This window comes from Methylomonas sp. 11b, from assembly GCF_000515215.1.
GTDB lineage: Bacteria > Pseudomonadota > Gammaproteobacteria > Methylococcales > Methylomonadaceae > Methylomonas.
Genome location: NZ_KI911557.1, coordinates 4,723,482 through 4,748,033 on the forward strand (window position 1 = coordinate 4,723,482; position 24,552 = coordinate 4,748,033).

Annotated in this window: 20 protein-coding genes; 11 read left to right on the forward strand and 9 right to left on the reverse strand. The window is 52.9% G+C overall.

The genetic code is table 11. From position 1 onward, the window contains the following. Positions 1-34: 34 nt before the first annotated feature. Positions 35-880: a PA4780 family RIO1-like protein kinase gene (locus METH11B_RS0122725; protein ID WP_026604012.1), complete on the reverse strand. Its 846-nt coding sequence runs from the start codon at positions 878-880 to the stop codon at positions 35-37. A gap of 315 nt (positions 881-1,195) precedes the next feature. Here METH11B_RS0122725 and METH11B_RS0122730 point away from each other — a divergent pair, with 315 nt between their 5' ends. The 4 genes from METH11B_RS0122730 (at position 1,196) to METH11B_RS0122745 (ending at position 6,424) form a co-directional block, all read left to right on the forward strand. Beyond that, positions 1,196-2,731 carry a phytoene desaturase family protein gene (locus tag METH11B_RS0122730; RefSeq protein ID WP_026604013.1) on the forward strand — a complete coding sequence of 512 codons (1,536 nt, stop codon included), beginning with the start codon at positions 1,196-1,198 and terminating at the stop codon, positions 2,729-2,731. Positions 2,732-2,735: 4 nt separating this feature from the next. After that, positions 2,736-4,328, forward strand: a complete 1,593-nt coding sequence (locus METH11B_RS0122735; protein ID WP_026604014.1) for an aldehyde dehydrogenase family protein — start codon at positions 2,736-2,738, stop codon at positions 4,326-4,328. Beyond that, positions 4,328-5,824 carry a phytoene desaturase family protein gene (locus METH11B_RS0122740; RefSeq protein ID WP_026604015.1) on the forward strand — a complete coding sequence of 499 codons (1,497 nt, stop codon included), beginning with the start codon at positions 4,328-4,330 and terminating at the stop codon, positions 5,822-5,824. The genes METH11B_RS0122735 and METH11B_RS0122740 overlap by 1 nt, the downstream gene beginning before the upstream one ends. A gap of 186 nt (positions 5,825-6,010) precedes the next feature. Beyond that, positions 6,011-6,424 (forward strand): RNA recognition motif domain-containing protein, encoded by a 414-nt coding sequence (locus METH11B_RS0122745; protein ID WP_026604016.1) that lies wholly within the window; start codon positions 6,011-6,013, stop codon positions 6,422-6,424. A 29-nt stretch (positions 6,425-6,453) separates the two neighbouring features. On the opposite strand, the gene METH11B_RS0122750 is transcribed toward METH11B_RS0122745, so the two are convergent. The 6 genes from METH11B_RS0122750 to METH11B_RS0122775 form a co-directional block, all read right to left on the reverse strand. Further along, the gene (locus tag METH11B_RS0122750; protein ID WP_026604017.1) at positions 6,454-8,118 is read right to left on the reverse strand and encodes a diguanylate cyclase; all 1,665 of its coding nucleotides are present in this window, start codon (positions 8,116-8,118) and stop codon (positions 6,454-6,456) included. Positions 8,119-8,120: 2 nt separating this feature from the next. Beyond that, a complete protein-coding gene (locus tag METH11B_RS0122755; RefSeq protein ID WP_026604018.1) occupies positions 8,121-8,570 on the reverse strand; it encodes a response regulator in 450 nt (149 codons plus the stop codon). Beyond that, positions 8,560-10,746 (reverse strand): CHASE domain-containing sensor histidine kinase, encoded by a 2,187-nt coding sequence (locus tag METH11B_RS0122760; RefSeq protein ID WP_026604019.1) that lies wholly within the window; start codon positions 10,744-10,746, stop codon positions 8,560-8,562. The genes METH11B_RS0122755 and METH11B_RS0122760 overlap by 11 nt, the downstream gene beginning before the upstream one ends. Further along, the gene (locus METH11B_RS0122765) at positions 10,743-12,929 is read right to left on the reverse strand and encodes a PhnD/SsuA/transferrin family substrate-binding protein (RefSeq protein WP_026604020.1); all 2,187 of its coding nucleotides are present in this window, start codon (positions 12,927-12,929) and stop codon (positions 10,743-10,745) included. The genes METH11B_RS0122760 and METH11B_RS0122765 overlap by 4 nt, the downstream gene beginning before the upstream one ends. Before the next feature lie 159 nt (positions 12,930-13,088). After that, positions 13,089-15,500 (reverse strand): ABC transporter permease, encoded by a 2,412-nt coding sequence (locus METH11B_RS0122770; RefSeq protein WP_026604021.1) that lies wholly within the window; start codon positions 15,498-15,500, stop codon positions 13,089-13,091. After that, a complete protein-coding gene (locus METH11B_RS0122775) occupies positions 15,497-16,195 on the reverse strand; it encodes an ABC transporter ATP-binding protein (protein ID WP_026604022.1) in 699 nt (232 codons plus the stop codon). Before METH11B_RS0122775 ends, METH11B_RS0122770 begins: the two co-directional genes overlap by 4 nt. A gap of 88 nt (positions 16,196-16,283) precedes the next feature. Here METH11B_RS0122775 and METH11B_RS0122780 point away from each other — a divergent pair, with 88 nt between their 5' ends. Beyond that, on the forward strand, positions 16,284-16,856 hold the full coding sequence (locus METH11B_RS0122780; RefSeq protein ID WP_026604023.1) for a methyltransferase family protein: 573 nt from the start codon (positions 16,284-16,286) through the stop codon (positions 16,854-16,856). Between the two features lie 117 nt (positions 16,857-16,973). Here METH11B_RS0122780 and trxB read toward each other — a convergent pair whose 3' ends face one another. After that, positions 16,974-17,930, reverse strand: coding sequence for a thioredoxin-disulfide reductase (gene trxB, locus METH11B_RS0122785; protein ID WP_026604024.1), 957 nt, complete (start codon positions 17,928-17,930; stop codon positions 16,974-16,976). Positions 17,931-18,101: 171 nt separating this feature from the next. Between trxB and METH11B_RS0122790 the strand changes: the two genes are divergently transcribed. Genes METH11B_RS0122790 through METH11B_RS0122805 form a run of 4 tightly spaced genes read left to right on the forward strand, consistent with a single transcriptional unit; the run spans position 18,102 to position 21,723 of the window. After that, positions 18,102-20,408, forward strand: coding sequence for a DNA translocase FtsK (locus METH11B_RS0122790; protein ID WP_026604025.1), 2,307 nt, complete (start codon positions 18,102-18,104; stop codon positions 20,406-20,408). A gap of 5 nt (positions 20,409-20,413) precedes the next feature. Then, entirely contained in the window at positions 20,414-20,608 is a 195-nt protein-coding gene (locus METH11B_RS0122795; RefSeq protein WP_026604026.1) for a hypothetical protein, read from the forward strand. A gap of 10 nt (positions 20,609-20,618) precedes the next feature. Continuing rightward, positions 20,619-20,885, forward strand: coding sequence for a SemiSWEET transporter (locus METH11B_RS0122800; RefSeq protein WP_020485427.1), 267 nt, complete (start codon positions 20,619-20,621; stop codon positions 20,883-20,885). Positions 20,886-20,904: 19 nt separating this feature from the next. Continuing rightward, positions 20,905-21,723 carry a GntR family transcriptional regulator gene (locus METH11B_RS0122805; RefSeq protein ID WP_026604027.1) on the forward strand — a complete coding sequence of 273 codons (819 nt, stop codon included), beginning with the start codon at positions 20,905-20,907 and terminating at the stop codon, positions 21,721-21,723. Here the strand turns inward: METH11B_RS0122805 and METH11B_RS0122810 are convergent. Then, positions 21,720-22,664 carry a ribokinase gene (locus METH11B_RS0122810; RefSeq protein WP_051427018.1) on the reverse strand — a complete coding sequence of 315 codons (945 nt, stop codon included), beginning with the start codon at positions 22,662-22,664 and terminating at the stop codon, positions 21,720-21,722. The two genes, METH11B_RS0122805 and METH11B_RS0122810, sit on opposite strands and share 4 nt — an antisense overlap. 130 nt (positions 22,665-22,794) lie before the next feature. Between METH11B_RS0122810 and METH11B_RS0122815 the strand changes: the two genes are divergently transcribed. Continuing rightward, positions 22,795-23,655, forward strand: coding sequence for a PEP-CTERM sorting domain-containing protein (locus METH11B_RS0122815; RefSeq protein WP_155931183.1), 861 nt, complete (start codon positions 22,795-22,797; stop codon positions 23,653-23,655). Positions 23,656-23,697: 42 nt separating this feature from the next. Further along, a complete protein-coding gene (locus tag METH11B_RS0122820) occupies positions 23,698-24,528 on the forward strand; it encodes a hypothetical protein (protein WP_026604030.1) in 831 nt (276 codons plus the stop codon). Positions 24,529-24,552 lie beyond the last annotated feature (24 nt).

A 24,552-nucleotide genomic window follows, 5' to 3' on the forward strand; every position in this document is an offset into this window, starting at 1 on the left:
GGCTTTTTCTTTTTGGGTTGTTCGAGATGTTGAATTACGGAGTCTGTAAAAAACGCTGCTTGGCCTCGTTTTCTTCGCGGGCCGCGTCTATCTCGCGAATGACGCTGCGCAGGTCGGCCGGTTTAGCGTTATCTTCGAAGTGGCCGGTCAAATTGGTTTCAGGATGCAAGTCGCCGCTTTGATACAGTTTCCACATTTCCTTACCAAAGTTAGTCTTCAACAACTCCGGTGCGAACTGGCCGAAATAAGCGGCCATATTGGTGACATCCCGTTCCAGCATCGCTCGGGCGTTATTATTGCCGGCGGCATCGACGGCTTGCGGTAAATCGATAATCACCGGCCCGTCGCGACCGACCAGCACGTTGTATTCGGACAAATCGCCATGTACCAGGCCGTCGCAGAGCATGCGCACGATCTGGCCGATCAGAAACGCATGGTATTCGCGCGCCAGCTCCGCCGGCATTTCCAGATCGTTGAGTCTAGGCGCCGGGTGGCCGTCGGCATCGGCGACCAGTTCCATCAGCAAGACGCCGTCGATGAAATTATAGGGTTTGGGGACGCGGACGCCGGCAGCCGCCAGGCGGTATAAAGCTGTCACTTCAGCATTTTGCCAAGCCGACTCCTGCTCTTTGCGGCCGTAGCTGCTGCCTTTTTCCATCGCCCGGGCACGACGGCTATTTCGCACTTTGCGGCCTTCTTGATACAGCACGCTTTGCTTGAAACTGCGCTGGTCGGCCTCCTTGTAAACTTTGGCGCAGCAAATTTCTCCGCCGCAGCGCACTACATAGACAGCCGCCTCTTTGCCGCTTTTCAACGAGCCAAGGACCTCGTCGACCAGGCCGCTATCGATTAATGGTTCGAGTCTTTTCGGTGTTTTCATACTGCCTATTATGCCGCGCTCGCACGAATATCGCGCAAAACTTCCGCCAAATGATCCATTCTGGAGGCGAGAACAATCCTTTCGGCCCCTCCGGCTCAAATCGATAACCGGCGATTCGTAAAGCCGGGCAACTGAGTCGCCATTGATTTCTCGGCGGTTCCAACCTTAGGTTAAACAGGATTTGTCGGGCCTGCGTAGCGTGTGCTTGTGCGCTTGGATTTTATTTTGGTGTTGGCGAATAGGTCGCTTTTTGACATTTTGCTGTTACATTAGCGCTTTTATAAAACGACTCGGCAAGCACCGCTCTCTCATATCATGGCAGATTCAAAACATATCATCATCGTTGGCGCCGGCCCCGGCGGCTTGTGCGCCGGCATGTTATTAAGTCATCGCGGCTTTAAAGTATCCATATTTGATAAGCATGCCAACGTCGGCGGCCGCAATAGGGCCATTACGATGGATGGTTTTACCTTCGATACCGGCCCGACCTTTTTATTGATGAAGGGCGTACTGGATGAGATGTTTGAATTATGCGGCCGGCGTAGCGAAGACTACATGCAGTTCATGCCGCTCAGCCCTATGTATCGTTTGCTGTATGACGATCGCGAAATTAATGTCTATTCGGACAGGGAAAACATGCGCGCGGAACTGGAGCGAGTATTCGACGAAGGCAGCGCCGGCTATGAGCGCTTCATGGATAACGAACGCAGCCGTTTTAATCGCTTGTATCCGTGCATTACTCGCGATTACTCGAATTGGTCTTCGTTCTTCTCGTTGGATCTGATCAAAGCTATACCCTGGCTGGCGTTTCCGAAAAGCGTGTTCAACAACCTGGGCCAGTATTTTGATAAGGAAAAAATGCGCCTGGCGTTTTGCTTTCAGTCGAAGTATCTGGGCATGTCCCCTTGGGAGTGTCCGGCGCTGTTTACCATGTTGCCGTACCTGGAGCATGAATACGGTATTTACCACGTCGCTGGTGGTTTGAATAAGATTGCCACGGCGATGGCGCAGGTGGTGACCGAGTCCGGCGGCGAGATTCATCTCAACGCCGAAATCGCCTCGTTGATCGTCGAAGACGGCGCGACCAAGGGGGTGAGATTGCAAAACGGCGAGGAAGTACGCGGCGATGAAGTGATCGTCAATGCCGATTTTGCCCATGCCATGACGCATTTGCTGGAACCGGGTACCTTGCGGAAATACGATCATCAACAGCTGGAAAAGCGCGAATATTCCTGCTCGACGTTCATGCTGTATCTGGGCCTGGACAAGCAGTACGATTTGCCGCACCACACGATCGTGTTTGCTAAGGATTACCGTACCAATATCAACAATATCTTCAGCAATAAAACCTTGACTGAGGATTTCTCGTTTTACGTGCAAAACGCTTCGGTTACCGATGCTAGCCTGGCTCCTGCCGGCAAGTCAGCGTTATACGTGTTGGTGCCGATGCCCAATAACGACAGCGGCGTCGATTGGCAAGCCCATTGCGCCGATGTGCGCGAACAAGTGCTGGATACCCTGGGCGCGCGTCTTGGTTTAACCGACATTCGTGAACATATCGAATGCGAAAAAATCATCACCCCCGGCACGTGGGAAAGCGACGAGCACGTCTATAAGGGCGCAACTTTCAGCCTGTCTCACAAGTTCAGCCAGATGCTGTACTGGCGGCCGCATAACCGCTTCGAAGAGTTGGACAACTGCTATCTGGTTGGCGGCGGTACCCATCCCGGTAGCGGATTGCCGACGATTTATGAGTCGGCGCGGATTTCTTCGAATCTGATTTCTCGCAAGCACCGGGTGCAATTCAAGGAAATCCAGCAAAGTGCCTGGCTGAAAAAAGCCAAGGCCTAATCCAATGTCGACCATACAGGCCGTTTCGCCGGTCGAAGGCCGGGTGTTGGGTGATTTTCCGGTTAGCGATCAGGCGGTTATTCAAAAGCAGATGCTTGCCGCCCGAGCCGCAGCGCACATTTGGGCCAAGCGACCGGTCGCCGAGCGGGCCAAAATCTTAGCTAAGCTGGTGCCCTTATTGATGGCCCAGCTGGACTCGATTTGCGAGTTAATCAGCCAGACTACCGGCAAGGTCCACACAGAAGCCTTGCTGGGCGAGATATATCCCGTTTTGGATTTGACCCGCTACTACCAAAAACACGCCGCCAACATCTTATCGTATCGAGGTATCCCTACCTCGCCGTTTGCGTTTCCCGGCGCCACCGCCGGTATCGAACGTCGGCCATTTGGCGTGGTGGTGGTCATCTCACCCTGGAATTATCCGTTTCAACTCTCGGTCGGGCCGATGCTGACTGCGTTGTTTGCCGGCAATGCGGTGATCCTGAAACCCTCCGAATTAAGTTTGCCGGTCGGCCAGCTAATTATTGATCTGTTCAAACAAATGGATTTACCGGAAGGCTTGGTGCAATGGCTGGTCGGTGACGGTGAAACCGGTGCGCAGCTGATAGATGCCGGCCCGGATTTGGTGTTTTTCACCGGCGGTCTAAATGGCGGCAAAGCCGTGATGCAACGGGCCGCGCAGCATCCGATTCCGGTATTACTGGAACTAGGCGGCAAGGACCCGATGCTGGTATTCAACGACGCACAAATGCAGCGCGCTGCTGACGCGGCCTTGTACGGTGCATTTTGTAATAGCGGTCAAGTCTGCGTTTCAGTAGAACGTTTGTATGTGCAGAAAGACTGTCACGACGAATTTTTAAGCTTGTTGCAGCAAGGTGTATCGCAACTGCGAGTCGGCCACAACCCACAAGGCGACTTGGGTGCGATGACTACCGAACGGCAGTTTGCCACGGTCGACGCGCACTATCAGGACGCCATCGCCCAAGGCGCGCAAGCCTCCGGTCCACTGGAAAGGCAGGGCAATTACCTTAAGCCGGTCGTGCTGTGGAACGTGCATCACGGCATGCGGGTTATGCGTGAGGAAAGCTTCGGGCCGCTGCTCCCGGTGATGGCCTTTAGCGATGAAGCCGAGGCAATCCGATTGGCGAATGATAGCGAATTTGGCTTGAATGCCAGCGTGTGGAGCCAGGATATCGCTAAAGCCGAGCGGGTCGCCGGCCAACTGCAAGTGGGCAACTGGGCGATCAACGATGTGATAAAAAATATCGGTCATCCCGGCTTGCCGTTCGGCGGCGTGAAAAAAAGCGGTTTCGGCCGTTATCACGGTGCGGAAGGTTTGCGCAGTTTTACTTATCCGGTGGCCGGTATGACCAGCCGCAGCCATTTGCCTAAGGAACCGAACTGGTTTCCGTATTCCGAACAACGCTACCGGGACTTTAAAGGCTATATGGACTTTGTTTATGGCGAAGGTTCGCTTACAGAACGCATCAAACGCAACTGGCCGGCTCTGCAAGCTTTTCGGGAATATTCAGCCTTCGATTTAACACAACGCTGGCAAAATCTTAAATTACTGTTGTCATGGAAACGGGACTACTGATGAAACAAAACAATACTAAACGCGTCGTCGTCATCGGCGCCGGTCTGGGCGGTTTGTCTGCAGCAATTTCACTGGCCAGCGAAGGCTTTGCGGTGGAAATGGTCGAGAAGAACGACAAGGTCGGTGGCAAACTCAACATCATGACTAAAGACGGCTTTACCTTTGATTTAGGGCCGTCGATTCTGACCATGCCGCATATCTTCGAGGCCCTGTTTACGAAGGTCGGTAAAAAAATGGCCGATTATGTCGGTATCGAAAAAGTCGAACCGCACTGGCGCAATTTCTTTGAAGACGGTACCACCATCGATTTATGTGAAGACGAAGAAAATCAACGCCGCGAGTTGGACAAACTGGGCCCGAATACTGCCGCCGAATTCGCTAGCTTCATGGCCTATTCCAGAAAGCTGGGTACCGAAACCGAAGCCGGCTATTTTGCCAAGGGCCTGGATACATTCTGGGAGTTACTGAAGTTTTACGGCCCTATTCGCGCCTTGAATTTCGATGTGTTCCGCTCGATGGATCAGGGCGTGCGACGCTTTATTTCTGATCCCAAACTGGTCGATATCCTCAATTACTTCATTAAATACGTCGGCTCTTCGCCCTACGATTCGCCGGCCTTGATGAATCTGATGCCCTACATCCAATACGAATACGGCTTGTGGTACGTAAAGGGCGGCATGTACGGTTTGGCGCAAGCCATGGAAAAACTGGCGATGGAGTTGGGTGTGAAGATCCGCTTGAACAGCGAAGTCGAGGAGATTCAATATCAAGCGGGTCGTGCGACCGGGATTAAGCTGCAGGGCGGTGAGGTGTTGGCGGCGGATATCGTAGTGTCGAATATGGAAGTGATTCCAGCAATGGATAAGCTACTGCAAAGTTCGCCGGCGGAACTTAAAAAAATGCAGCGCTTCGAGCCCACCTGTTCTGGCTTGGTGTTGCATTTGGGCGTGAATCGCCTGTATCCGCAATTGGCGCACCACAATTTCTTTTATTCCGATCATCCGCGCGAGCATTTCGATGCAGTGTTTCGTAGCGGCAAATTGTCCGACGATCCGACTATTTACCTAGTCGCGCCATGTAAAACCGATCCGAGCCAGGCGCCGGAAGGCTGCGAGATCATCAAAATTCTGCCGCACATCCCGCATATCAACCCCGACAAACCCCTGACCGCTGACGATTATTGGGCGCTGCGCGAGCGGGTATTGGCTAAACTGGAGCGGATGGGCTTGACCGATCTGCGCAAACATATCGTCACCGAGGAATACTGGACGCCGCTGGATATTCAGGCCAAATACTATTCCAACCTGGGCTCGATTTACGGCGTGGTGGCGGACCGCTGGAAAAATCTGGGCTTTAAGGCGCCGCAGCGCAGCCATCAGCTTTCCAATTTGTATTTCGTTGGTGGTAGTGTCAATCCCGGCGGTGGTATGCCGATGGTGGCATTGTCCGGGCAGTTGGTGCGGGATAAGATTTTGGCGGACTTGGGGCAGGCATAGCCCAAGGCAGACAAAAAAATCCGGATATGCATAAGCCCATTAAATTTAAGCCTACACTTAAGCGGCGTTTGCATGGCTTAGGTTTTCGGCGTTTCCAAGTCCGGTATAAACGCATCCGCGCCGGAAACGCGCTATTTTTAGGGCTTCCGGCTTATTTTTGTCTGCCTACTGTTAGCTAGATTTTTTATGCTGCTTTTTTTTCGGAATATTCCGGCACCGACCCGGCCCAACGAATTGTATTTTTACGTGGCGATGGCGGTCAGTGAAGATTTAATAGATCAAGCCAAGCAAGTAATAACGGTCGATGTGATGGTGATTCGGGACAAGCGCAGCAATCAGCTGGAGCATCATGGCCTGGTGTCGGTGAATTCCGATGAAGCCGGCATTCGCGCTATCAAGAATCTGAACGGCTTGTTGTTTAACGGCTGCGAGGTTTTGGTCCGAGTTTACAAGCAGCGTGACGTCAAAAATGACCGGCGCCGGAATGGTTTGCCGGTGCCGCAGGAGATTGTCGACAAACGCATCCAGGACCGGCGCCGCGGCGCTAGCGTGGAAATTTATGTCGATTTTTCCAATGTGTTCTATCCCATCACGCTTTAAAGGCGCTTTGCAGTTTTGGCATTAGACCGCTAAAGCCAGACGCGTACGCAGTTCCGGCCATTTTCCTTAGCGGTGTATAGCGCTTTATCAGCTTTGGTCAATACGCAATCCGCCGTACCGCTATCGGCATGCATTAAGGCAATCCCGATACTGACGGTTATCGGAATCGTATGCTTATCTATAAACAACGGTGTATCGGCCAGCACCTTACGTAAGCGTTCGGCAATTATCATGGCTGGTTCGGCGTCGGTCTCAGGCATGAATATCGCGAACTCCTCGCCGCCAATCCGGCCCACGACATCGATCTCGCGTAATTCCGCGCGCATAATCCCGGCAAAGTGTTGCAACATTGCGTCGCCGGTGGGGTGTCCGTAACCGTCGTTAATCTGCTTGAAATGATCCAGGTCCAGCATTAATACTGCTACTCGGTGATTACTGCGCTTTACTCTGGCAAATTCGTTTTCCAGACGGGCCATAAAGTGCCGGCGATTTAAAAAACCGGTCAAGCCGTCGGTTGTTGCCAATTCCCACAGCTCGGTTTGCATCCTTTTGCGTTCGCTAACATCCTGTTTAACGCCGACGAAATGGCGTATGCAGCCTTGCTGGTCCTTGACGGGGGAAATCACCAGCTCTTCGTCATACAGTTCGCCATTTTTGCGCCGGTTGACGATTTCGCCGCGCCAGGTGTTTCCAGCTAGTATGGTCTCCCATAAAGCCTGATAAAAAGCCGGATCTTGCTTGCCGGATTTAACCAACTCGTTGGGCCGCATGCCTATGGCTTCTTGGCGACTAAAGCCGGTCAGCGTTTCAAAGGCTTTATTGGCCCATTCGATGCGGGCGTCAATATCGGTAATCACTACCCCGTGTTCCACTGTTTCCAGGGCCGACACCAGCAAGTGGTCGCGCAACTCCGACGCCTTACGTAAGCTGATATCCTGATGGATACCGACCGCGCGAATCGGTTGGCCATGAAAATCCCACTCCAGCACGCGGCCGGTATCGTGCACCCAAACCCAATGGCCTTGCTTGTGCAGTAAGCGATGTTCAGCAGAGTAAAGCTCGGTTTCGCCGCGCAAATGCGGCTCCAGAGAGGTTGTGATTAAATGCCAATCATCCGGATGCACCAAGCGTTTCCAAATGTCGATATCGGATCCCACTTCGTCAAGCGTGTACCCCAGCATCGAGGCCCATAGGTCGTTGAAAATCACTTTCCCGCTGGGAATATGCCAATCCCATAAGCCCAAGCTTGCGCTCTGTAAGGCCATACCCATCCGTTGCTCGGACTCGTGAAGCCGCTTTTCCAAGCTTATCCGCGTCAGCGCGTAGCGTATTGCCCTGACCAGGCTGTCGGTGTCTATGCTGCTTTTGATCAGATAATCCTGCGCGCCGCAGTCCAGAGCCTTCAGAGAAAACTCGGTATCGTCGTGCCCGGTCAGCACGATAATCGGCAGTACTCGGGTCGCTTTGCGGATGCGTCTGACGGTATCCAGGCCGCGCGAATCCGGTAGGCTTAAATCCACCAGCACCACGTCGATTTTTTGTTGGGCAATGATTTGTTCGCCATCCGCCAAATTCTCGCGCCAGATCAATTCGAAACGCAGATTAGGCGAGGCGCGCAAATATTGCCGAACCAGGCTGGCATCGCCCGGTTCGTCTTCGATTAATAAAACGCAGCAATTTGTCGCTTCGGTCATAATTATTGCTTGCTTGGTAAGCGCACTACATTGAACCAATAGCCTTCGATTTGCCGAACCGCCGCGATAAATTGTTCGACATCCACCGGTTTGGTAATGTAGCTATTGGCGCCTAGTTGATAGGTTGCGACCACGTCGCGCTCAATATCGGAAGTGGTCAGGACAATAGCCGGGATGCTGGAAAAGTCCGGTTCCGACTTGATTTTAGCCAGAAATTCGCGGCCGTTCATGCGCGGCATATTCAGATCCAGCAGGATCAAATCCGGGCGCGGCACGTCGGCATAGTCGGCGCCTTGCCGCCGCAAAAACGCCAGCGCCTCGACACCGTCCCAGACATGATGCAGATTGCAACGCACTCGGTTTTCCTTGAAGCTCATTTTCACCAGATGGGCGTCGGCGGGTTCGTCTTCCACCAGTAACAGATCGAACAGCGGCGTTGCTTTATCCGTCATGCTTATTTCCTTCGATATTGGGTAGCTCGAACACCACTGCCGTACCGTTCTGCGCTGTACTTTCAATCCAAATTTTGCCGCGACAACTGCTGACGATGCGGCGGGCTATCGACAGACCAATGCCGGTACCGGCCTCGTTGTCGCGATAATGCAGGCGCTCAAAGATTTCGAAGACGCGTTGCCGGTATTCCGCATCTATCCCATCGCCGTTATCGCGCACATAATAACGATTTACGTCCAGATCGGATACGCCGCCAATTTCGATCCGTAAGGGGTGTTCAGAATTGGCCGGCCGGCCGTGCTTGAGTGCATTGTCCAAAAGCAATCTAAATAGCTCGGCCATGCGGGGGTGATCGATGTAGGCATGCGGTAGTTCGCCGACGCTGACACTTGCGCTTGCACTCTCTATCTTGTTCGCTAATGCTTGGATAGCCGCTTCGGCAGCAGCTTTGGCGTCCACCTGAGTCATTTTGTCGCGGGATTGATCGGCGGTCACGTAAAGTTGAATGTCACGTACCAGACCGATTAATCGCTGGGCGTCGTGTTCCAGATAATCCAGGCAACTATTAATGTCTTCGTTGCCTAAGGCCTCCGGATACGCCTTCAATGAGTTGCGTAAGCGTTGAGTAAAGCTGCCGAAGCGGCGAGTCGGCTCCATCAAGTGATGGGCGGAAATTTCCGCGAAACGGCTCAGATCGGCGTTGCTGGATTCCAGAGCCATGCTGATTTGTCTACGCTCGGTAATATCGATGCAAGAGCCGATATAACCGACGAATTCGCCGTGGTCGTCGTAACGGGGAATACCGGTGTCGAACAACCAGCGATATTCGCCATCGTGGCGTCTCATACGATATTCCATGCTGAACGGTTGGTGTTTTTCAAAGTGTTGGGTGTAGTGGTTTAGACAAAACTCCAGATCATCCGGATGTACCGTTTCTGACCAGTCATTACTTAGTTCTTGTTCAATACTGCGCCCGGTAAAGTCTAACCAGACTTTGTTAAACCAGTAATAGTGCTTGGCTGTGTCCGATAGCCAAATCATCACCGGCGCCGAGTCCGCCATGGCCCGGAACCGGCTTTCACTCTCGCGCAATTCGGCGGTCATGTTTTCTGCCAGGGCCATTGCCCGGCTGCGGCTGTTCACCAACTGCCAGGTTAGCAAACTTAGCAGCAGGCTGAGGCTCACGCTGCTGCCGGCGATAATTAATGGCTTGTCTTGATCGACCCGCGCTTGAAAATTCGGTTCGGCATGAATCAATAAGGTCCATGGGTGGCAAGCCAAAACAATCTGTTGTTTGGAGGTCAATAGTGGTTGAATGTTTGCCGGCGGTGCCGAGCCGTACATGCGGCTTTCTTCGTTTAATGCTTCCCCGTCGAATATTTCCAATCCCAAATCGCTTTCTAGTTCGCCGCCAATCCCGGTCATTAAGTCCTTGGTGCGGAATGGCGCGTAAACCCAACCCAATAGATTGGCGCGGCGCTGCTCCAGCGTGTCGTGCGGTACGTCTTTTTTATACACCGGCAGGTACATTAAAAAGCCGGCTTGCACGTCTTGTTCGGTTTCCTGTATTAACTTAACTTTTCCGGTAACACCCAGGCTGTTGTTATCGCGGGCATAGCTTAATGCCAGGTTGCGGGTGGGTTCGGAGAACATGTCGTAACTGAAGGCGCGAAGATTCCGGCCGGAAAACGGTTCGAGATAAATAATCGATGTGTAAAAATCCCGCTCGCCGATAGGATGGATGTCGTAATCGGCGAAGCCCTGTTTGCGCAACTCGGCAACATGCCGGTCTTTCTCGGTTTTAGGTATCCACAGCGAAAATCCTACGCCCTGGATGCCGGGAAAGCGTTGATCGAGGTTCAGTGCGGAGACATATTCCCGATATTCGTGGCGTTGCACCAGTCCTGATGCCGCAAATAATCCCCTGGCGCCGTATAACATTTGCTCGTAAGCGACCAGCCGTTGCTCGATACTTTGCACCAATTGCCGGACGCGGAAATCGAAATAGAGCCGCCGCTCGTGTTCCAAGTCCTCGATCGCAATCAGCCAAGCCTGGTAGCTGGTCAACAGTGTAATTAGCAGGACTGCTACCGTTAGCCAGTGGCTGTAATACCTAGGTTTGCTCAGGCTTGAGCGTGGTTGGGCGCCAACCGAGGTTTCTGGGTGATTATTCATGTCGGCTGACTGGCGGTAGCGGGGGTATAGCCCAAGGGAATTTCAAAAGTAAAACATGAGCCCTGGCCTTCGCCGGCTGAATCCACCCAAATTTTGCCGTTGTGATGTTCGATTATGCGTCGGCACAAAGCCAGGCCCATACCGGTGCCTTCGAAACGCGTGCGTGCTTGTAGGCGGCTGAAGAACTGAAACAGCCGATCAAATTGTCCAGGGTCTATACCGATACCGTTGTCGCGCACGCTGAGCCGCCAAAAGCCGTCACTGACTTCGGAGTTAACGTCGATAACGGGAGCTTGGTATTCTTGGCGATAGTGCAGGGCATTAACCAGCAGGTTTTGCAGCAAGCGGCTCAGTTCGTCGCGGCTGGCATACAGAATAGGCCAGTCGCCTTGGCAACGGATATTGGCTTGGCACTGTGCCGCCAGGGGTTCGACGAATTGCAACACTTCATCGCGGACCGCATCGCTGGCAATCCAGGATTTCTCTTGGGTTTTACGGCCGACGCGCGAATACTCCAGCAGCGAGACGATCATCGCGTCCATGCGCTTGGCGCCTTCCAAGGCAAAATTCAGATTTTGCCGCGCGTCTTCGTCCAGCGATTCAGGCAGATTGCGTTGCAAAAACTGCAAATGGCCGGAGACCATGCGCAAGGGTTGCCGCATGTCGTGGGATACGCTATAAGCGAACTGCTCCAGATCAACGTTGGAGCGCAACAAGGCATCGTGGCTTTGCCTTAATTCCTGCTCGATCTGTTTATGCTTGTCGATATCGACGTGCGTACCCAGCATCCGTTGCGGTTTGCCTTCCGGTGTGTGCGCTACCACCATGCCCTTGGCGAGTATCCACTTATAGCGTCCGTCCTTGCAGCGCATGCGAAACTCCACCCAATACAATTTATTCTTGCCGTCGAAGTAGTCAGACAGGATCTGCAGCACCCGCTCCGTGTCTTCCGGATGTAGGCTGTTCCGCCAGGCGTCGAAGTTATTGGCGAATTCTTCGGGTTCATAACCTATCATCGACTTCCAGCGCGGCGAGAAAAATACCTCGCCGCTGACGATGTCCCAATCCCATACGCCTTCGTCGGCACCTTCCAGGGCAAATTTCCAGCGATATTCGCTGTCCGCCAGCCGAATATTTTGTTCGCGGACTCGGCGCCGTTCCGCCGCCAGATAACGGTTCATCGAGAATAAACTCAAACTGAGCAACACCACCAGGAATACGCCGGCGCTGATTGCCAGCACCGGTGTGGGGTAACGTTGCCAAATATCCGTCAACGTGAATAGCGGAACGGCGTCGAAGGGCTTGGCACGCAAGTGCCGCAGTAATTGTTCTACCGAATTGTAATCGGCCGGTATGGTAAAGCCATCAATCCCTGGAATAAGGTCGGGGCCCATCATAAACAAAGTACCGGCGACTTTTTTGGCCAGCTCGCGGTCTACGCTCGGCAAGGCTACAAACGGCCACTCCGGATAAAGTTGCGTCGATAACAGTGCGAAGTTCGCGGATATTTGCAAATTGAGGATTTTGATCCGCCCTAAGTCGAGCTGGCCTCTGGTGGCCAAATCCTCCAGAACGCCGCTGCGGATGAACCCTATATCGGCTTGCCCTGACAATACCGCTTCCATTACTGCATCGTGCGGCATCCCGGTCAGCAGCAATTTTGAGGTTTTGGTAAGGTCTATTCCGGCTTGGGCGGCTTCGTAAGCTTGCATCTGGAATCCGCCCAAGGAATCTTGGCTGGTAATCGCGATTTTTTTGCCGCGCAGATCGCTTAGCGCGTTTATATCCCCGCGTTCGGCCAGCGCGAAGATCACGCCGCCGAACACATCTTGGGAGCGGCCGTTCTCGTGTCTGAGCAATGTTGCCAGCGGTGCTGAAAAACCATGCTGATAGCTGATGTGGACATAGTGGCCGGGATTGGTCAGCACAAAGTCCAATTGTTTACTGTTTACACCGGCTTCCAGTTCGTCGTAGTTCAAAGCTTCGATGATGAATTCGCGCTCAGGTATGGCTTGGTGCAAGACTTTACTCAGTGCTTGCCATTGTTCCAGGGTTTGCGGCTTGGGCCGATAGGCTAATACGCCGATTCGCACCGGTACGTCGGCCAGCGCTGCAAAGCTGGCTAGCAAGCAGCAGCCCAGTAGCAGAAATTTAATGCGGTTAATCAAAGCGTTTTTAGTCATTGATAAGTGGTTATGGCTTATTTATTAACCCGGCCCCTAATGCTGCTAGTCTGAGTGCCCTTTAGGGTGCTGAGGCAGTTGAAGGGCGCACCAGCCAGGGCTTCGGCGAGCTCAGCCAAATAGGGCCGGGTTAATCGCTAAAACCCAATGCTGAGCCATTCAGTGTCCCAAACATTCTCTAATGCTTAGGCGGGTTGCCTTACGCGCCGGCCAGAAAGCAGCGATCCAAGCTACCGTAAGTACAATCAGCAGCCAATACAGAATTGCCCATAAGTCGAAGCGGAAATCCAGTTGTATGCCAAGCATAGTTCGTCCGAGTGTTTTGGCTAGCGGCTCGGCGGCCAAATAAGCCAACGGAATACTCAGCAACCAAGCTATGCCGCCATGCAGCAGACCTTCCAGTAAGAACATGCGGAACACTTTTTGGGAGGGGGCGCCGATGGCGCGCAATACGCCAATTTCGCGAATGCGCTGCAATACGCTAATTGCCAACGTGCCTGACAGACCAATACCGCCGACTGCCGCAATCATGCAGGCAAGGCCCAGCAGGGTGTTCAACACGGGCTTGAACTGGTTGCGGGTAAACTGGCGTTGTTCCAGTTTGGCGAGCGTGGTGTAAACATCCAGTTGTATGCCATGCTCCTGAAACTGTTGTTGCAAGTTGCGTAGATAGTCGGCCTCCTGATGTAGGTCTGCAACCGGCGTATTGAGCAACGCAAACGATGCCAATTCCCGGTTTTGGGTAATCTGCCGGAGGGTTTCCAGCGGCGCATAGGCCGGTTCTACCGTATAGCTGTTGCCGGCCAACCAACGATAGATGCCTATCACTTGCCATCTCTCGTGATCGGCTCCGAGCGCGACGTCCAGCATATCGCCGGCTCGGATACCGTTCAGCTCTGCCGTATCCGCACTCAGCACCAGCACGCGCTGGCCGGCGTCACCGGTTTGCAACCAGCGCCCGGATTCGATCAGCGGTTGATACATGCTTGAGTTTTTTGGCAATGCGAGCAGTTGTAGGCCCAGGCTGCCCTTTTGCTGTAAAGCTTGGCCCTCCTTGGCAATTTGCAAGCTTGAGCGTTGCCAGAATTCAATTTGTCCCGTGCCGGCTACTGCGGCGGCAATATCGCGAATTGTTTGCTCGGATTGGTCTTGGGTAAAGCCCAGCCTCACGGCATAACGGCTGCGGGCCATTTCCCGGTCCAGCGTTAAATTCAACGAGGCGATCAAACTGGTTAGCACTAAAAACATCACGCCGGCACAGATCAATACGCTTTGCGTTAAGACCAGCCTGGCTTTACGGCGGAACAAATTCCCTAAAGCTGCGGCGGATAAAGTCGGTAGAAAGCGCGCGCCGAACTTCTCTATTAGCAGATCGAAACGGTTGTAGCCAAAATCCGCGCCCACGCCATAACTGGCGATTGCCGCACGCACCGTCATTGCCGCACCGCGCAGAATTGGCGGCAACCCTGCCAGCAACGGTGCCAGCAGGCCACCGAGCAGCATGTAAGCAACGGCGGGCACGGAAATTACGAACGCGCCGCAGTCGATATTGAATAAACCCAGTAGTCGGCAAGCGCTGAAATAAGCGGCGGCTAGGGCAGGCGGTATGGCCAAAATGATCGCCACCAACGATAAAAATAGGATTTCCAGTAGATACAGTTTGGCAATCGTTATGGTTTTGGCGCCCAGCGCTTTCATGACGCCGATCTGATCGGTTTGCTGGGTAATGTGAGCGGATACGGTGTTTAAAATCAATACGCTAGCCAGGGTTAACGAGACTAAGGCCATGATTTGCAGCACGCCGTTGATCCCGGCTAAAAACGGCCGGCCCCAATGTTGTTGCGGGTCTTGCAACAAGGTAACGTTGACGCCGATATGCCGCTCGCTCAGCAGGCTACGAATTTGCCCGGCAACGTTACGGGCGGATTCGCTGCTGTAAGGTTCGGCGATTTGCACCAATAACTGCCGAAAACTGTGTGCCGGAATCCCGAACTGGGCAGCATGGGCTACGCTGGCAAAAAAATGCACCTGGCCGCCGAATTTGGGCGGTTTAACAAACGGATGACGGACGATGCCGCCGATAGGCAAGGTTTGCGGCCCTAGGGCGGTTTCGAATTCGATGTTGCCGCTTTGTATGCCACTGGACAGTGCAGAAAGGTTTTCAATCGCTATCTGCTCTGCGTTTGGCCAATTACCGGATTGCAGGGCGGTTTTGTCGAAATGCTGGTCTTCATAATCGGGGCGAATAACCAGCGTGCCCAGACGCCAGTCGGTTTCGCCGGGCTGCCGGAAATGCACGCTCAGCGGTGTCATGGTGTCGACGCCGGCCACGCCGGGTATGGCTTTGACTTGCTCCAGTAGGCTTATTTCGGCATCCTGACGCAAAATCAGACTGATATGCGAGGGTTGCGATTGCCGATGCGCGGCATCCATCTTGTCCAGCAGCAAATCGATCATGCCGAACAAGGTGCCGACGCAGCAAACGCCCGCCGCGATGCTGACAATGGCTAGGGCAGTGCGGCTTTTAGTTAGCCACAAGTCGGCCCAAACCTTATACCAGAGCGTATTCAAACTAGGTTTACCGGCTTGCTGTCGGCGTGGAGCCGCCCGCAACGGATTTCGAGTTTGCGGCTGGCGGCGTCGGCCAGGGTTTCGTTGTGGGTGACCATCACCAGGGTTTTGCCTTGATCGCGCAGGTGCGCGAACAAATCAAACACGGAATCGGCGGTAGCCGCATCCAGATTGCCCGTCGGTTCGTCGGCGACGATCAGCGGCGGATCGTTGGCTAGGGCGCGGGCTATCGCCGCCCGTTGTTGCTGCCCGCCGGAAACCTGGCTGGGCAAGCGCTCCGCTGTATCGGCCAGACCAACCAGTTCCAATAAATACATAGCCCGGTCGCGGCGCTGCTGCTTGTTTAATGAGCCGAGAAAGTCCATCGGTAGCACGATGTTTTGCAGGAGATTCAGGGCTGGCAGTAACTGAAAGAACTGAAACACAATGCCGATATTAGCCCCGCGCCAGATGCTTAATTTTTCGTTGCTAAGTTTTTCTAACTCGGTGTCGTTGACGATGACTTGGCCTCGGCTGGGATGGTCTATGCCGGTCAGCAGATTTAACAAGGTAGATTTGCCATTGCCGGACGGGCCGACGATCGCTACAAATTCGCCGGGGTAAATGTCCAGATTGATGTCGTGCAAGACGGTTTGCAGCGTGCCGGCTTGCGGGTAATCCTTGTAAACCTGTTTCAGTTCTATGATCTTTTTCATAACAGCCGGCAAATTGCGGTATGGTACACGAGGCGCGGGCATCCTGGCATACCCGTTATTTCACGGACACTTCGCCGGAGAGCGATAAATGACATCGGTACGCATTTTGTGGCTAATGCTGTGCTTAATTTGGATGGTGGCGGAAATTCGTTTGGCTCGCCGCACGGCGGTGCATACAGGGTCGATTTTGAGTACCGAACGGCGTTCGCAACGTGTATTGTGGATCAGTATCTTGGTCAGTCTGGGGCTGGCCTTATGGTTTAAAAATCTGGCCTGGGCGCCGATCACACTTGAGTATTTGCCTAGACAAGCAATAGCAATAGTGTTGTTTACCGCCGGACTTTATCTGCGTTACACGGCGGTGATGCAATTGGGGCGATTTTTTACGACGAATGTAGCGATACAACACGAGCATCGTCTGATAAAGGAAGGTCCGTATCGCTGGTTGCGGCATCCGGCCTACACCGGCTTGTTGATAGCCTTGTTTGCCGCCGGTGTGGCGATGGGGGATTTTGTCGCTTTGGCGACCTTGCTTGTACCAACGATTTGGGCGTTTACCCGGCGCATAGAAATTGAAGAGCGGATGCTGTTGGTAGAGTTCGGCAGCGTTTATGCAGATTTTTGCGCATCCACTTGGCGGCTGTTGCCCTGGGTATACTGAATGTCGGTAGGTCAGGGTGCGCGATAGCGTTCCCTGACTTATTCGGAGCCGCTGGACTTCGATAAGTCACGTAACCGCTGTCGCGGCAACGTGACCCACAGTTACAAAAGCAAAGCGCTAGCCGGCCAATTCATCCAGATATTTTTCCACATCCAAAGCTGCCATACAGCCGGCACCGGCCGAGGTGATGGCTTGTTTATAATGCGAGTCCATCACGTCGCCAGCCGCGAATACACCAGGTACACTGGTCGCGGTGGCGTTGCCGTGAATGCCGCTGTTCACCACAATATAACCGTGCTCCATTTTCAATTGACCGGTAAAAATATCGGTATTCGGTGTGTGGCCGATGGCGATGAACACGCCATGCACATCCAGGTCTTTGGTCGAGCCATCTTGGCTGTTTTTGATGCGCAGACCGGTAACGCCCATCTCGTCGCCCAATACTTCGTCGAGCTCATGATTCCATTCAATGCGCACGTTGCCGGATTTTGATTTTTCGATCAGTTTATCCGACAAGATTTTCTCGGAACGGAATTTGTCGCGTCTGTGCACCACGATCACCTCGGAGGCGATGTTGGACAAGTACAAGGCTTCCTCCACAGCAGTATTACCGCCGCCGATCACCGCGACCGGTTTATTGCGGTAAAAGAAGCCGTCGCAAGTGGCGCAGGCGGAAACGCCTTTACCTTTGAAAGCTTCTTCGGAGTCCAGTCCCAAATATTTGGCCGACGCGCCGGTGGCGATGATCAAGGCATCGCAGGTGTAGACGCCGGCGTCGCCGGTCAAGGTAAACGGCTTTTGCGACAGATCGGCGGTATGAATATGGTCGAAAATGATTTCGGTGTTGAAGCGTTCTGCGTGTAGACGCATCCGTTCCATCAAATCCGGGCCTTGCAAGCCTTCCACGTCGCCGGGCCAGTTGTCCACTTCAGTGGTGGTGGTCAATTGGCCGCCTTGTTGCATGCCGGTGATCATCACCGGATTCAGATTGGCGCGCGCGGCGTAAACGGCTGCGGTGTAACCGGCCGGGCCGGAACCTAGGATTAAAAGTTTGCAATGTTTTGCGGCAGCCATTATGTCGAGTCTCCATGCGGGTTAGGGTAGCAAAATTATAAGGGCATTCCCCCCGCGATAAAACCGATTTACCAACTGGTTTTTAAAGGCGTGGCCGGTAAAGCTAATGTGAAATCGATTTACATCATCTATAATCATGTTTTGTGACGCTTTTATTGTGAGCCGACAATTATGGTTGCTGTTGTGGAAGAGAAAGCCGCGCGAGGCTATCGCGAAATCGCATTACTGGGATTTTCGAGTTGTGCGTTGTTTTTTTTAATTGCCCTAGTCACTTTTAACTCCAACGATCCGGGTTGGAGCCATAGCACATCGTATCAATCCATCAGCAATGCCTGCGGTTTGTTTGGCGCTTGGCTGGCGGATTTTGTCCTGAGTTTCCTGGGCTTGATGGCTTACCTGATTCCCATCATGATTTTCTGGTATGGCTACATCTTGTTTCAAGGCTCGCGCCAGGCCGGCGGGCAGTGGGCGCTGGCATCGCGCTCGGCAGGTTTTCTGGCTACAACAGTTTCCGGTTCGGCGATTCTGTTTTTGCATCTGCATTTTCTGCGCACCAAAGTAGATTTACCTGAGAGTCCGGGCGGCATTCTGGGGCGGGAGATCGGCGATGCCTTGGTGCATTTGTTAGGCAACTCCGGCTCTACCTTATTGTTACTTGCGATTTTCATGACCGGTGTCACCTTGTTTACCGGCTTGTCCTGGCTGACGATGATGGCCTTTATCGGTAAATGCGCCATGACTGCCTGTTCGGTGGTGGGCAGGCAGGCGGTAGAGGTGCCAGAGCGTTACCGCGCAGACAAATCGGTGCGACCTGAGTCTGCAAAAGAAGCCAAGAAACCACGTAGTCAGCAACCTGAAGTTAAAACCGAAGAACGCGCGAAAAAACCGCAGATTCAAGTACTGGAAACCGCACAACCTTCCCCTGCCGCCGCGGTTAGACCTTTGCGCAGAAAAGACAGCAAGCCTGTCGACGATATGGAACCCGGCGCCTATATCAACGCCTTGCCAACCTTGTCTTTACTTGATAAGCGCGAAATCAAGGTTAAACGTTACTCCAAATTAGAGTTGGAAGAAATTTCCCGGCAGGTGGAAGACGTGCTGCAGGATTACGGTATCGCCGCCGAGGTGGAAGCGGTTTTGCCTGGTCCGGTTATCACGCGTTTTGAATTGCGTTTAGCGGCCGGCGTGAAAGTGAGCCGTATCAGTAGTTTGGCCAAGGACTTGGCGCGAGGTCTGTCGGTGACCAGTGTGCGTATCGTCGAGATCATCGAAGGCAAGTCCGTCATCGGTTTGGAGATTCCCAATCAGGAACGGGAAATGGTTTCGCTACGCGATTTGTTGGTGTCCGACGAGTTCGAGCGCGCAAAATCCAAGCTCAGCATTGCCATGGGCAAGGATATTTCCGGTACGCCGGTGGTGGCCGATTTGGGCAAAATGCCGCATGCGCTGGTGGCTGGTACCACGGGTTCCGGTAAATCGGTAGCGATCAATACCATGATTCTCAGCTTGCTTTACAAATCCAAGCCGGAAGACGTGCGGATGATCATGATCGACCCGAAGATGCTGGAACTGTCTGTGTACGAAGGCATTCCGCATTTGCTGACGCCAGTTGTTACGGACATGAAGGACGCACAGAATGCTTTGCGTTGGGCCGTGGCGGAAATGGAGCGTCGTTACAAATTGATGTCCAAAGTCGGGGTGCGGAATCTGGCCGGTTATAACCAGGCGGTCAGAGAAGCGGACGCTGCTGGTCAGCCGATTCGCGATCCTTTGTTCCGTCCCGAAACCCCTGTGGCCTTGGAAGATTATCCGCTATTGGACACGCTACCCAGCATTGTCATCGTCATTGACGAGTTGGCCGACATGATGATGGTGGTTGGTAAAAAGGTTGAAGAACTGATTGCGCGTTTGGCGCAAAAAGCTCGTGCAGCAGGTATCCATTTAGTGTTGGCGACGCAAAGACCTTCCGTGGATGTCTTGACCGGTTTGATTAAAGCCAATGTACCTACTCGAATTTCTTTCCAGGTATCGTCGCGCATCGACTCCCGGACTATTATCGACCAAGGCGGTGCGGAAGCCTTGCTGGGTAACGGCGACATGCTGTTCTTGCCGTCCGGCACCAGTATCCCGTTGCGTGCTCACGGGGCGTTTGTGGATGATCATGAAGTGCATCGCGTGGTCGAGTTTTTGAAAAAAACCGGTCCGACCAATTATCTGGACGAAATCACCCAGGAACGTACCGATAGCGGCGAAGTCGCCGGCTTGGATAGCGAAGACAGCGAATCCGATGCGCTGTACGATGAAGCGGTGGCGTTTGTGACCGAATCCCGTAAAGCCTCAATTTCCAGCGTGCAACGCCGTTTCAAAATCGGTTACAACCGCGCTGCCCGAATTATCGAAGATATGGAAAATGCCGGCGTCGTTAGCATGCCGGAAACCAACGGTTCTCGCGAGGTGTTGGCACCACCTCCTCGCTAATTGCGATGAATATCGTCGTTATTGGCTTACTGGTGATCGCTCTCATCTCCGGGATTGGCGGTTGGTGGTTTAGCGCAAAGCAGACCTTGGAAACGCCGGTCAGAATCATGATGTTCATCGGTTACTTTTGGCTGCTGGCTTTCGTCCAATTTTTGCTTATTGCCTTGAGTTACGCCGGCTGGCAACATTTTACGAATTGATTTTTCTCTCATGGACCTAATCCCCGAGCTGATCGGTTATCTGGCGGCGACCTTGACGACTGCCTCTTTTCTGCCGCAAGCGATTATGACCTTCAAAACTCGCGATACTGACTCCTTATCGCTAGGCATGTACAGCATGTTTACCTTGGGGGTGTTGCTGTGGTTAATTTATGGTATTTTTCTGGCGAACGTAGCCATCATCGTTGCCAACGCTATTACGTTTTTGCTGGCAGCGGCTATTCTGTGCTTTAAGATTCACAATCTACTGCGTAAATGAGAATGCCGGGTCAACCACAATGCCTTCCAGTGTTTCCAGCAATATCGAAATAAAAGCCGACACTTCCGCCGCCAATGATAGCAGCGCTTTCATTGAGAAAATTCGCCCGGATACCGGTATTTCGGAGCCTGTCTACAAGCAATTGCAAAGACGCATTACCGATATGATTCAGTCCGGCGAGCTCGGTGATGGTATTAGTTTGCCATCCGAGCGGGCTTTAGCGGAAGCGCTGGATCTCAGTCGCACTACGGTGCGGCGTTGTTACGAAGAATTGCGGGCTCAGGATTGTATTGCTACTCATGGCCGCGCCGGCGTCACAGTCAAAGCGCCACCTTCGCGGATCAATCCGGAGATGGGTAAGTTGAAAGGCTTCACTGAGGAAATGCGCGAGCTGGGAATTACCCCGTCCACGCAGATTCTCGAGCACAAGATTGTCGTCGATAGAACTATCGCGTCCATTTTTAATCGTCCCGCCTCTACTCGATTTCTACGTTTGGTAAGGGTGCGCTTGGGAGACGGTATGCCGCTGTCGCGCGAACTGGCTTGGTATGATTTAACTGTAGCGCCGGCTTTAGCTGATTGGGACGGCGAAGGATCTGCTTATCAGTACCTGGAGACCCACTGCGACTTGGGCTTGGTCCATGCTGAGCAATCCATAGAAGCAGTGCTGAGCGATGAAGTGGAAGCCGCCGTATTCGGTTTTGACCAGCCGGGTCCCTGCTTATTGTTGAAACGTAAAACTTATGCCGACAACGGCCAGATCGTGGAATATGTCGAAGGCACGTTTCGCGGCGACGCCTATACCTACCGGGTCAATCTGAAAATCCGGCCGAGTTAGCCTGCTTTCGGCCTTGGATTGGTTTGCATAAAGTTATCAATCTCGGCTTGGCTCGGCAAGCACCCCAATACGCCATGATGCTTGGCAACCAAGGCGCCGCAGGCGCAGGCTCTGCTTAAAGCCTCAGTTAAGCTCAAATTATTCAGTAAAGCAGTCGCCAGACCCGCGCTGAACGCGTCGCCAGCGCCGGTGGCGTCCAGTGCGGCAACAGGCCAAGCCGGTTGATATACGACGTTATCTTTCGTTAAGGCCACGCATCCCGCTTCACCTAACGTTACCACCAGCAGTTCCCCGGACCACGCAATGTGTTCCGACCACGTGGATAAGCTATTTAGCCACTGTTCCACACTAATTTCATTTTCGCCTCGGCCGAATAATGAAGCGGCTTCGGTTTCGTTTACCACCAAAATATCGGTTAGCTTTAACAAGCCAGGATCAGGTTGGCGCCAGGGTGACGGATTTAACATGGTGCGGATGCCGCGCTGACGTGCGATCTCAAAGGCTTTGCGGATCGGCGCTTCCGGGATTTCGAACTGGGCGTAAATCAAATCTAGGTCGGGAAGCGCGGCCAAGTTCTGTTCGATATGTTCTGCACTTAGCAGGGCGTTGGCACCTGGATAAACGGCCAAAAAATTCTCGCCGTTTGGGCCAATAAAACCGACACCAAAACCGGATTGCGGTCCCGTTCTTAGAAGCCAGCGGTCGTCCACTCCTTCATCCTTAAGTAATGTAATCACATTGTCCGCAACAGCATCCATTCCCAGCGGCAATAGCATTGCCACCTCAGCGCCAAGCCGATGCGTGGCTAAACCGACATTCAAACCCTTACCGCCGTGCTCCTTAAGTAAGCCGGTAGCTTGCATGGATTCGCCCGAACAGGGCAGGTGCTCAACATGCAGGCAGTGGGCATGGACATAGCTGGCTAAAACTAGGATGGACACGCAAACTCCAATTCTCGGAAAAAATCTGTGAAATAGTACCGAAATAAATCCAAGAATTTACGATTGACGCAAATATTTCTATCTGGTATTTCTATGGTACCCAAATTGAATACCAAAAAAGAGAGCCATCATGAAACGTCAATACATCATAGCTGGGCTATTACTTTGCAGCTCACCCACGCTACATGCTTATACAACATTCGCTAGCGCAGGCGCTAAAGTAGGGGGGCATTCGTATCCCGATCCATCGCCGTACACGGTATTGCCGTTTGCAGATGGTCAAACCGATTCTCATACAAACGCAGTGTCACACGCTTATGGTTCGGTTTACGATCAAGGGTTCGATGCCAACACCGAATCAGGCTATTCCTATAGAAGACAAGCAATAGCTTCAGCCGACGCTAGTCCAGGCATATTAAAAGCCTACGCCAGTGCCGGTTATTTTTTAGATGGCCCACATCCAAATAATTTGGGTGTGGTTGGAGTTGCCAATGCCGAATTCACGGATACTTTCTCTATTTTTTCGAGTAAATTATTCGTCGACATTAATATCGAATATCACTTAAGCGGCAGTTTGCAGGGGTTAGCAAAAGTCAAAGGCGGCTTAAAAATATCTTCGTACGATGACACGTTTAACATTAACGCGAGTGAGGCTTTGGCCTCCCCCCTGCAGTTTAATTGCTCATCAAACATTAACTCGTGTACCGGCAAAGCCACTGTTTCAGTACCTGCCAATTGGGATATATCGATTTCCGGTTTTTTGGAAGTTCTTGCTGCAGCCAACACCGATGAAAGCCATAAATACGGCGATGCTCTTGCCAATTACGGCAATACTGCCCGGATATTTATTAGCCCGGTAGATACGAGACAACGCATAGTCAGTAGCAGTGGTTTTGATTACTCCCCTGTACCACTTCCAGCTTCCGTTTGGCTATTTGGCAGCGGCATTCTGGGTTTGCTTTTCCGGCCGAGAAAGCCTTTATGGCGGTAACGCCAGGTTAAAATTTTTCAACCTATCTTCCCAGAGGTTCGCATGAATCGATTTACAATTTTACTGCCGTTATTTACCGTAATGGCTTATATGCCGGCGGCCAACGCCTACACCACATCCTTGACCGTGATAGCCAGCGCCAATGCCGCCTACGGTAGTCAATCCTATGATGCTGATTCCAATGTCGTGAATAATATCGATGGCCCGTCCGCGGACTCCGTCAATGCGTTTTATAAAGTACCCAATAACGGTGGGCCGGGCAGTCTCTCGGAGATTTATCGTTCGTCCGCTAGCGGTTTTGTGAGTCCGGGTGTATTGAAAGCCAGCGCCAGCGCCAGCGCGACGGCCTATGCCGCCAATGTCGCCAGTGGTAGCAGTAAAGTGTCGTTTGCCGATAACTTCAAGTTGGTGGGGCCCAGCGGTCGAAACATCGATCTGACCTTGACTTACTTAGTGTCAGGAGCGCTATCGGGAACCGCCGCCGCTAGCGGTACCGTTCAACTTAGTACGGGTGACAGGATCTCTTTCACGGAAAACGGCTATACGCCGCGTAGTTTCAGTTGCTCATGGATGGCGTCATGTACCGGGGTGGCGACATTTTCGGTGCCGGTCAATACCTTGATTTCGTTGGACGCCTTTCTAGAAGTCGGAGCGGGTGCCAGCAGCTATTTCAAACCAACCCTGACCGAGTCCTCGGCCAATTTTGGGAACACCGGTTTGGTGTATCTCGGTATTGCCGACAGCCGTTATCAGTTGCAGAGCGGCAGCGGTTTTAGCTACGCCCCCGTGCCATTACCCGCCGCGTTTTGGAGCTTTGCTGCCGGTCTGTGTGCATTTGGTTTTTCTAATTTGCGCAAGCGGGTAATAGGCTAGTTCAATACCCGATTGCCGCTACTC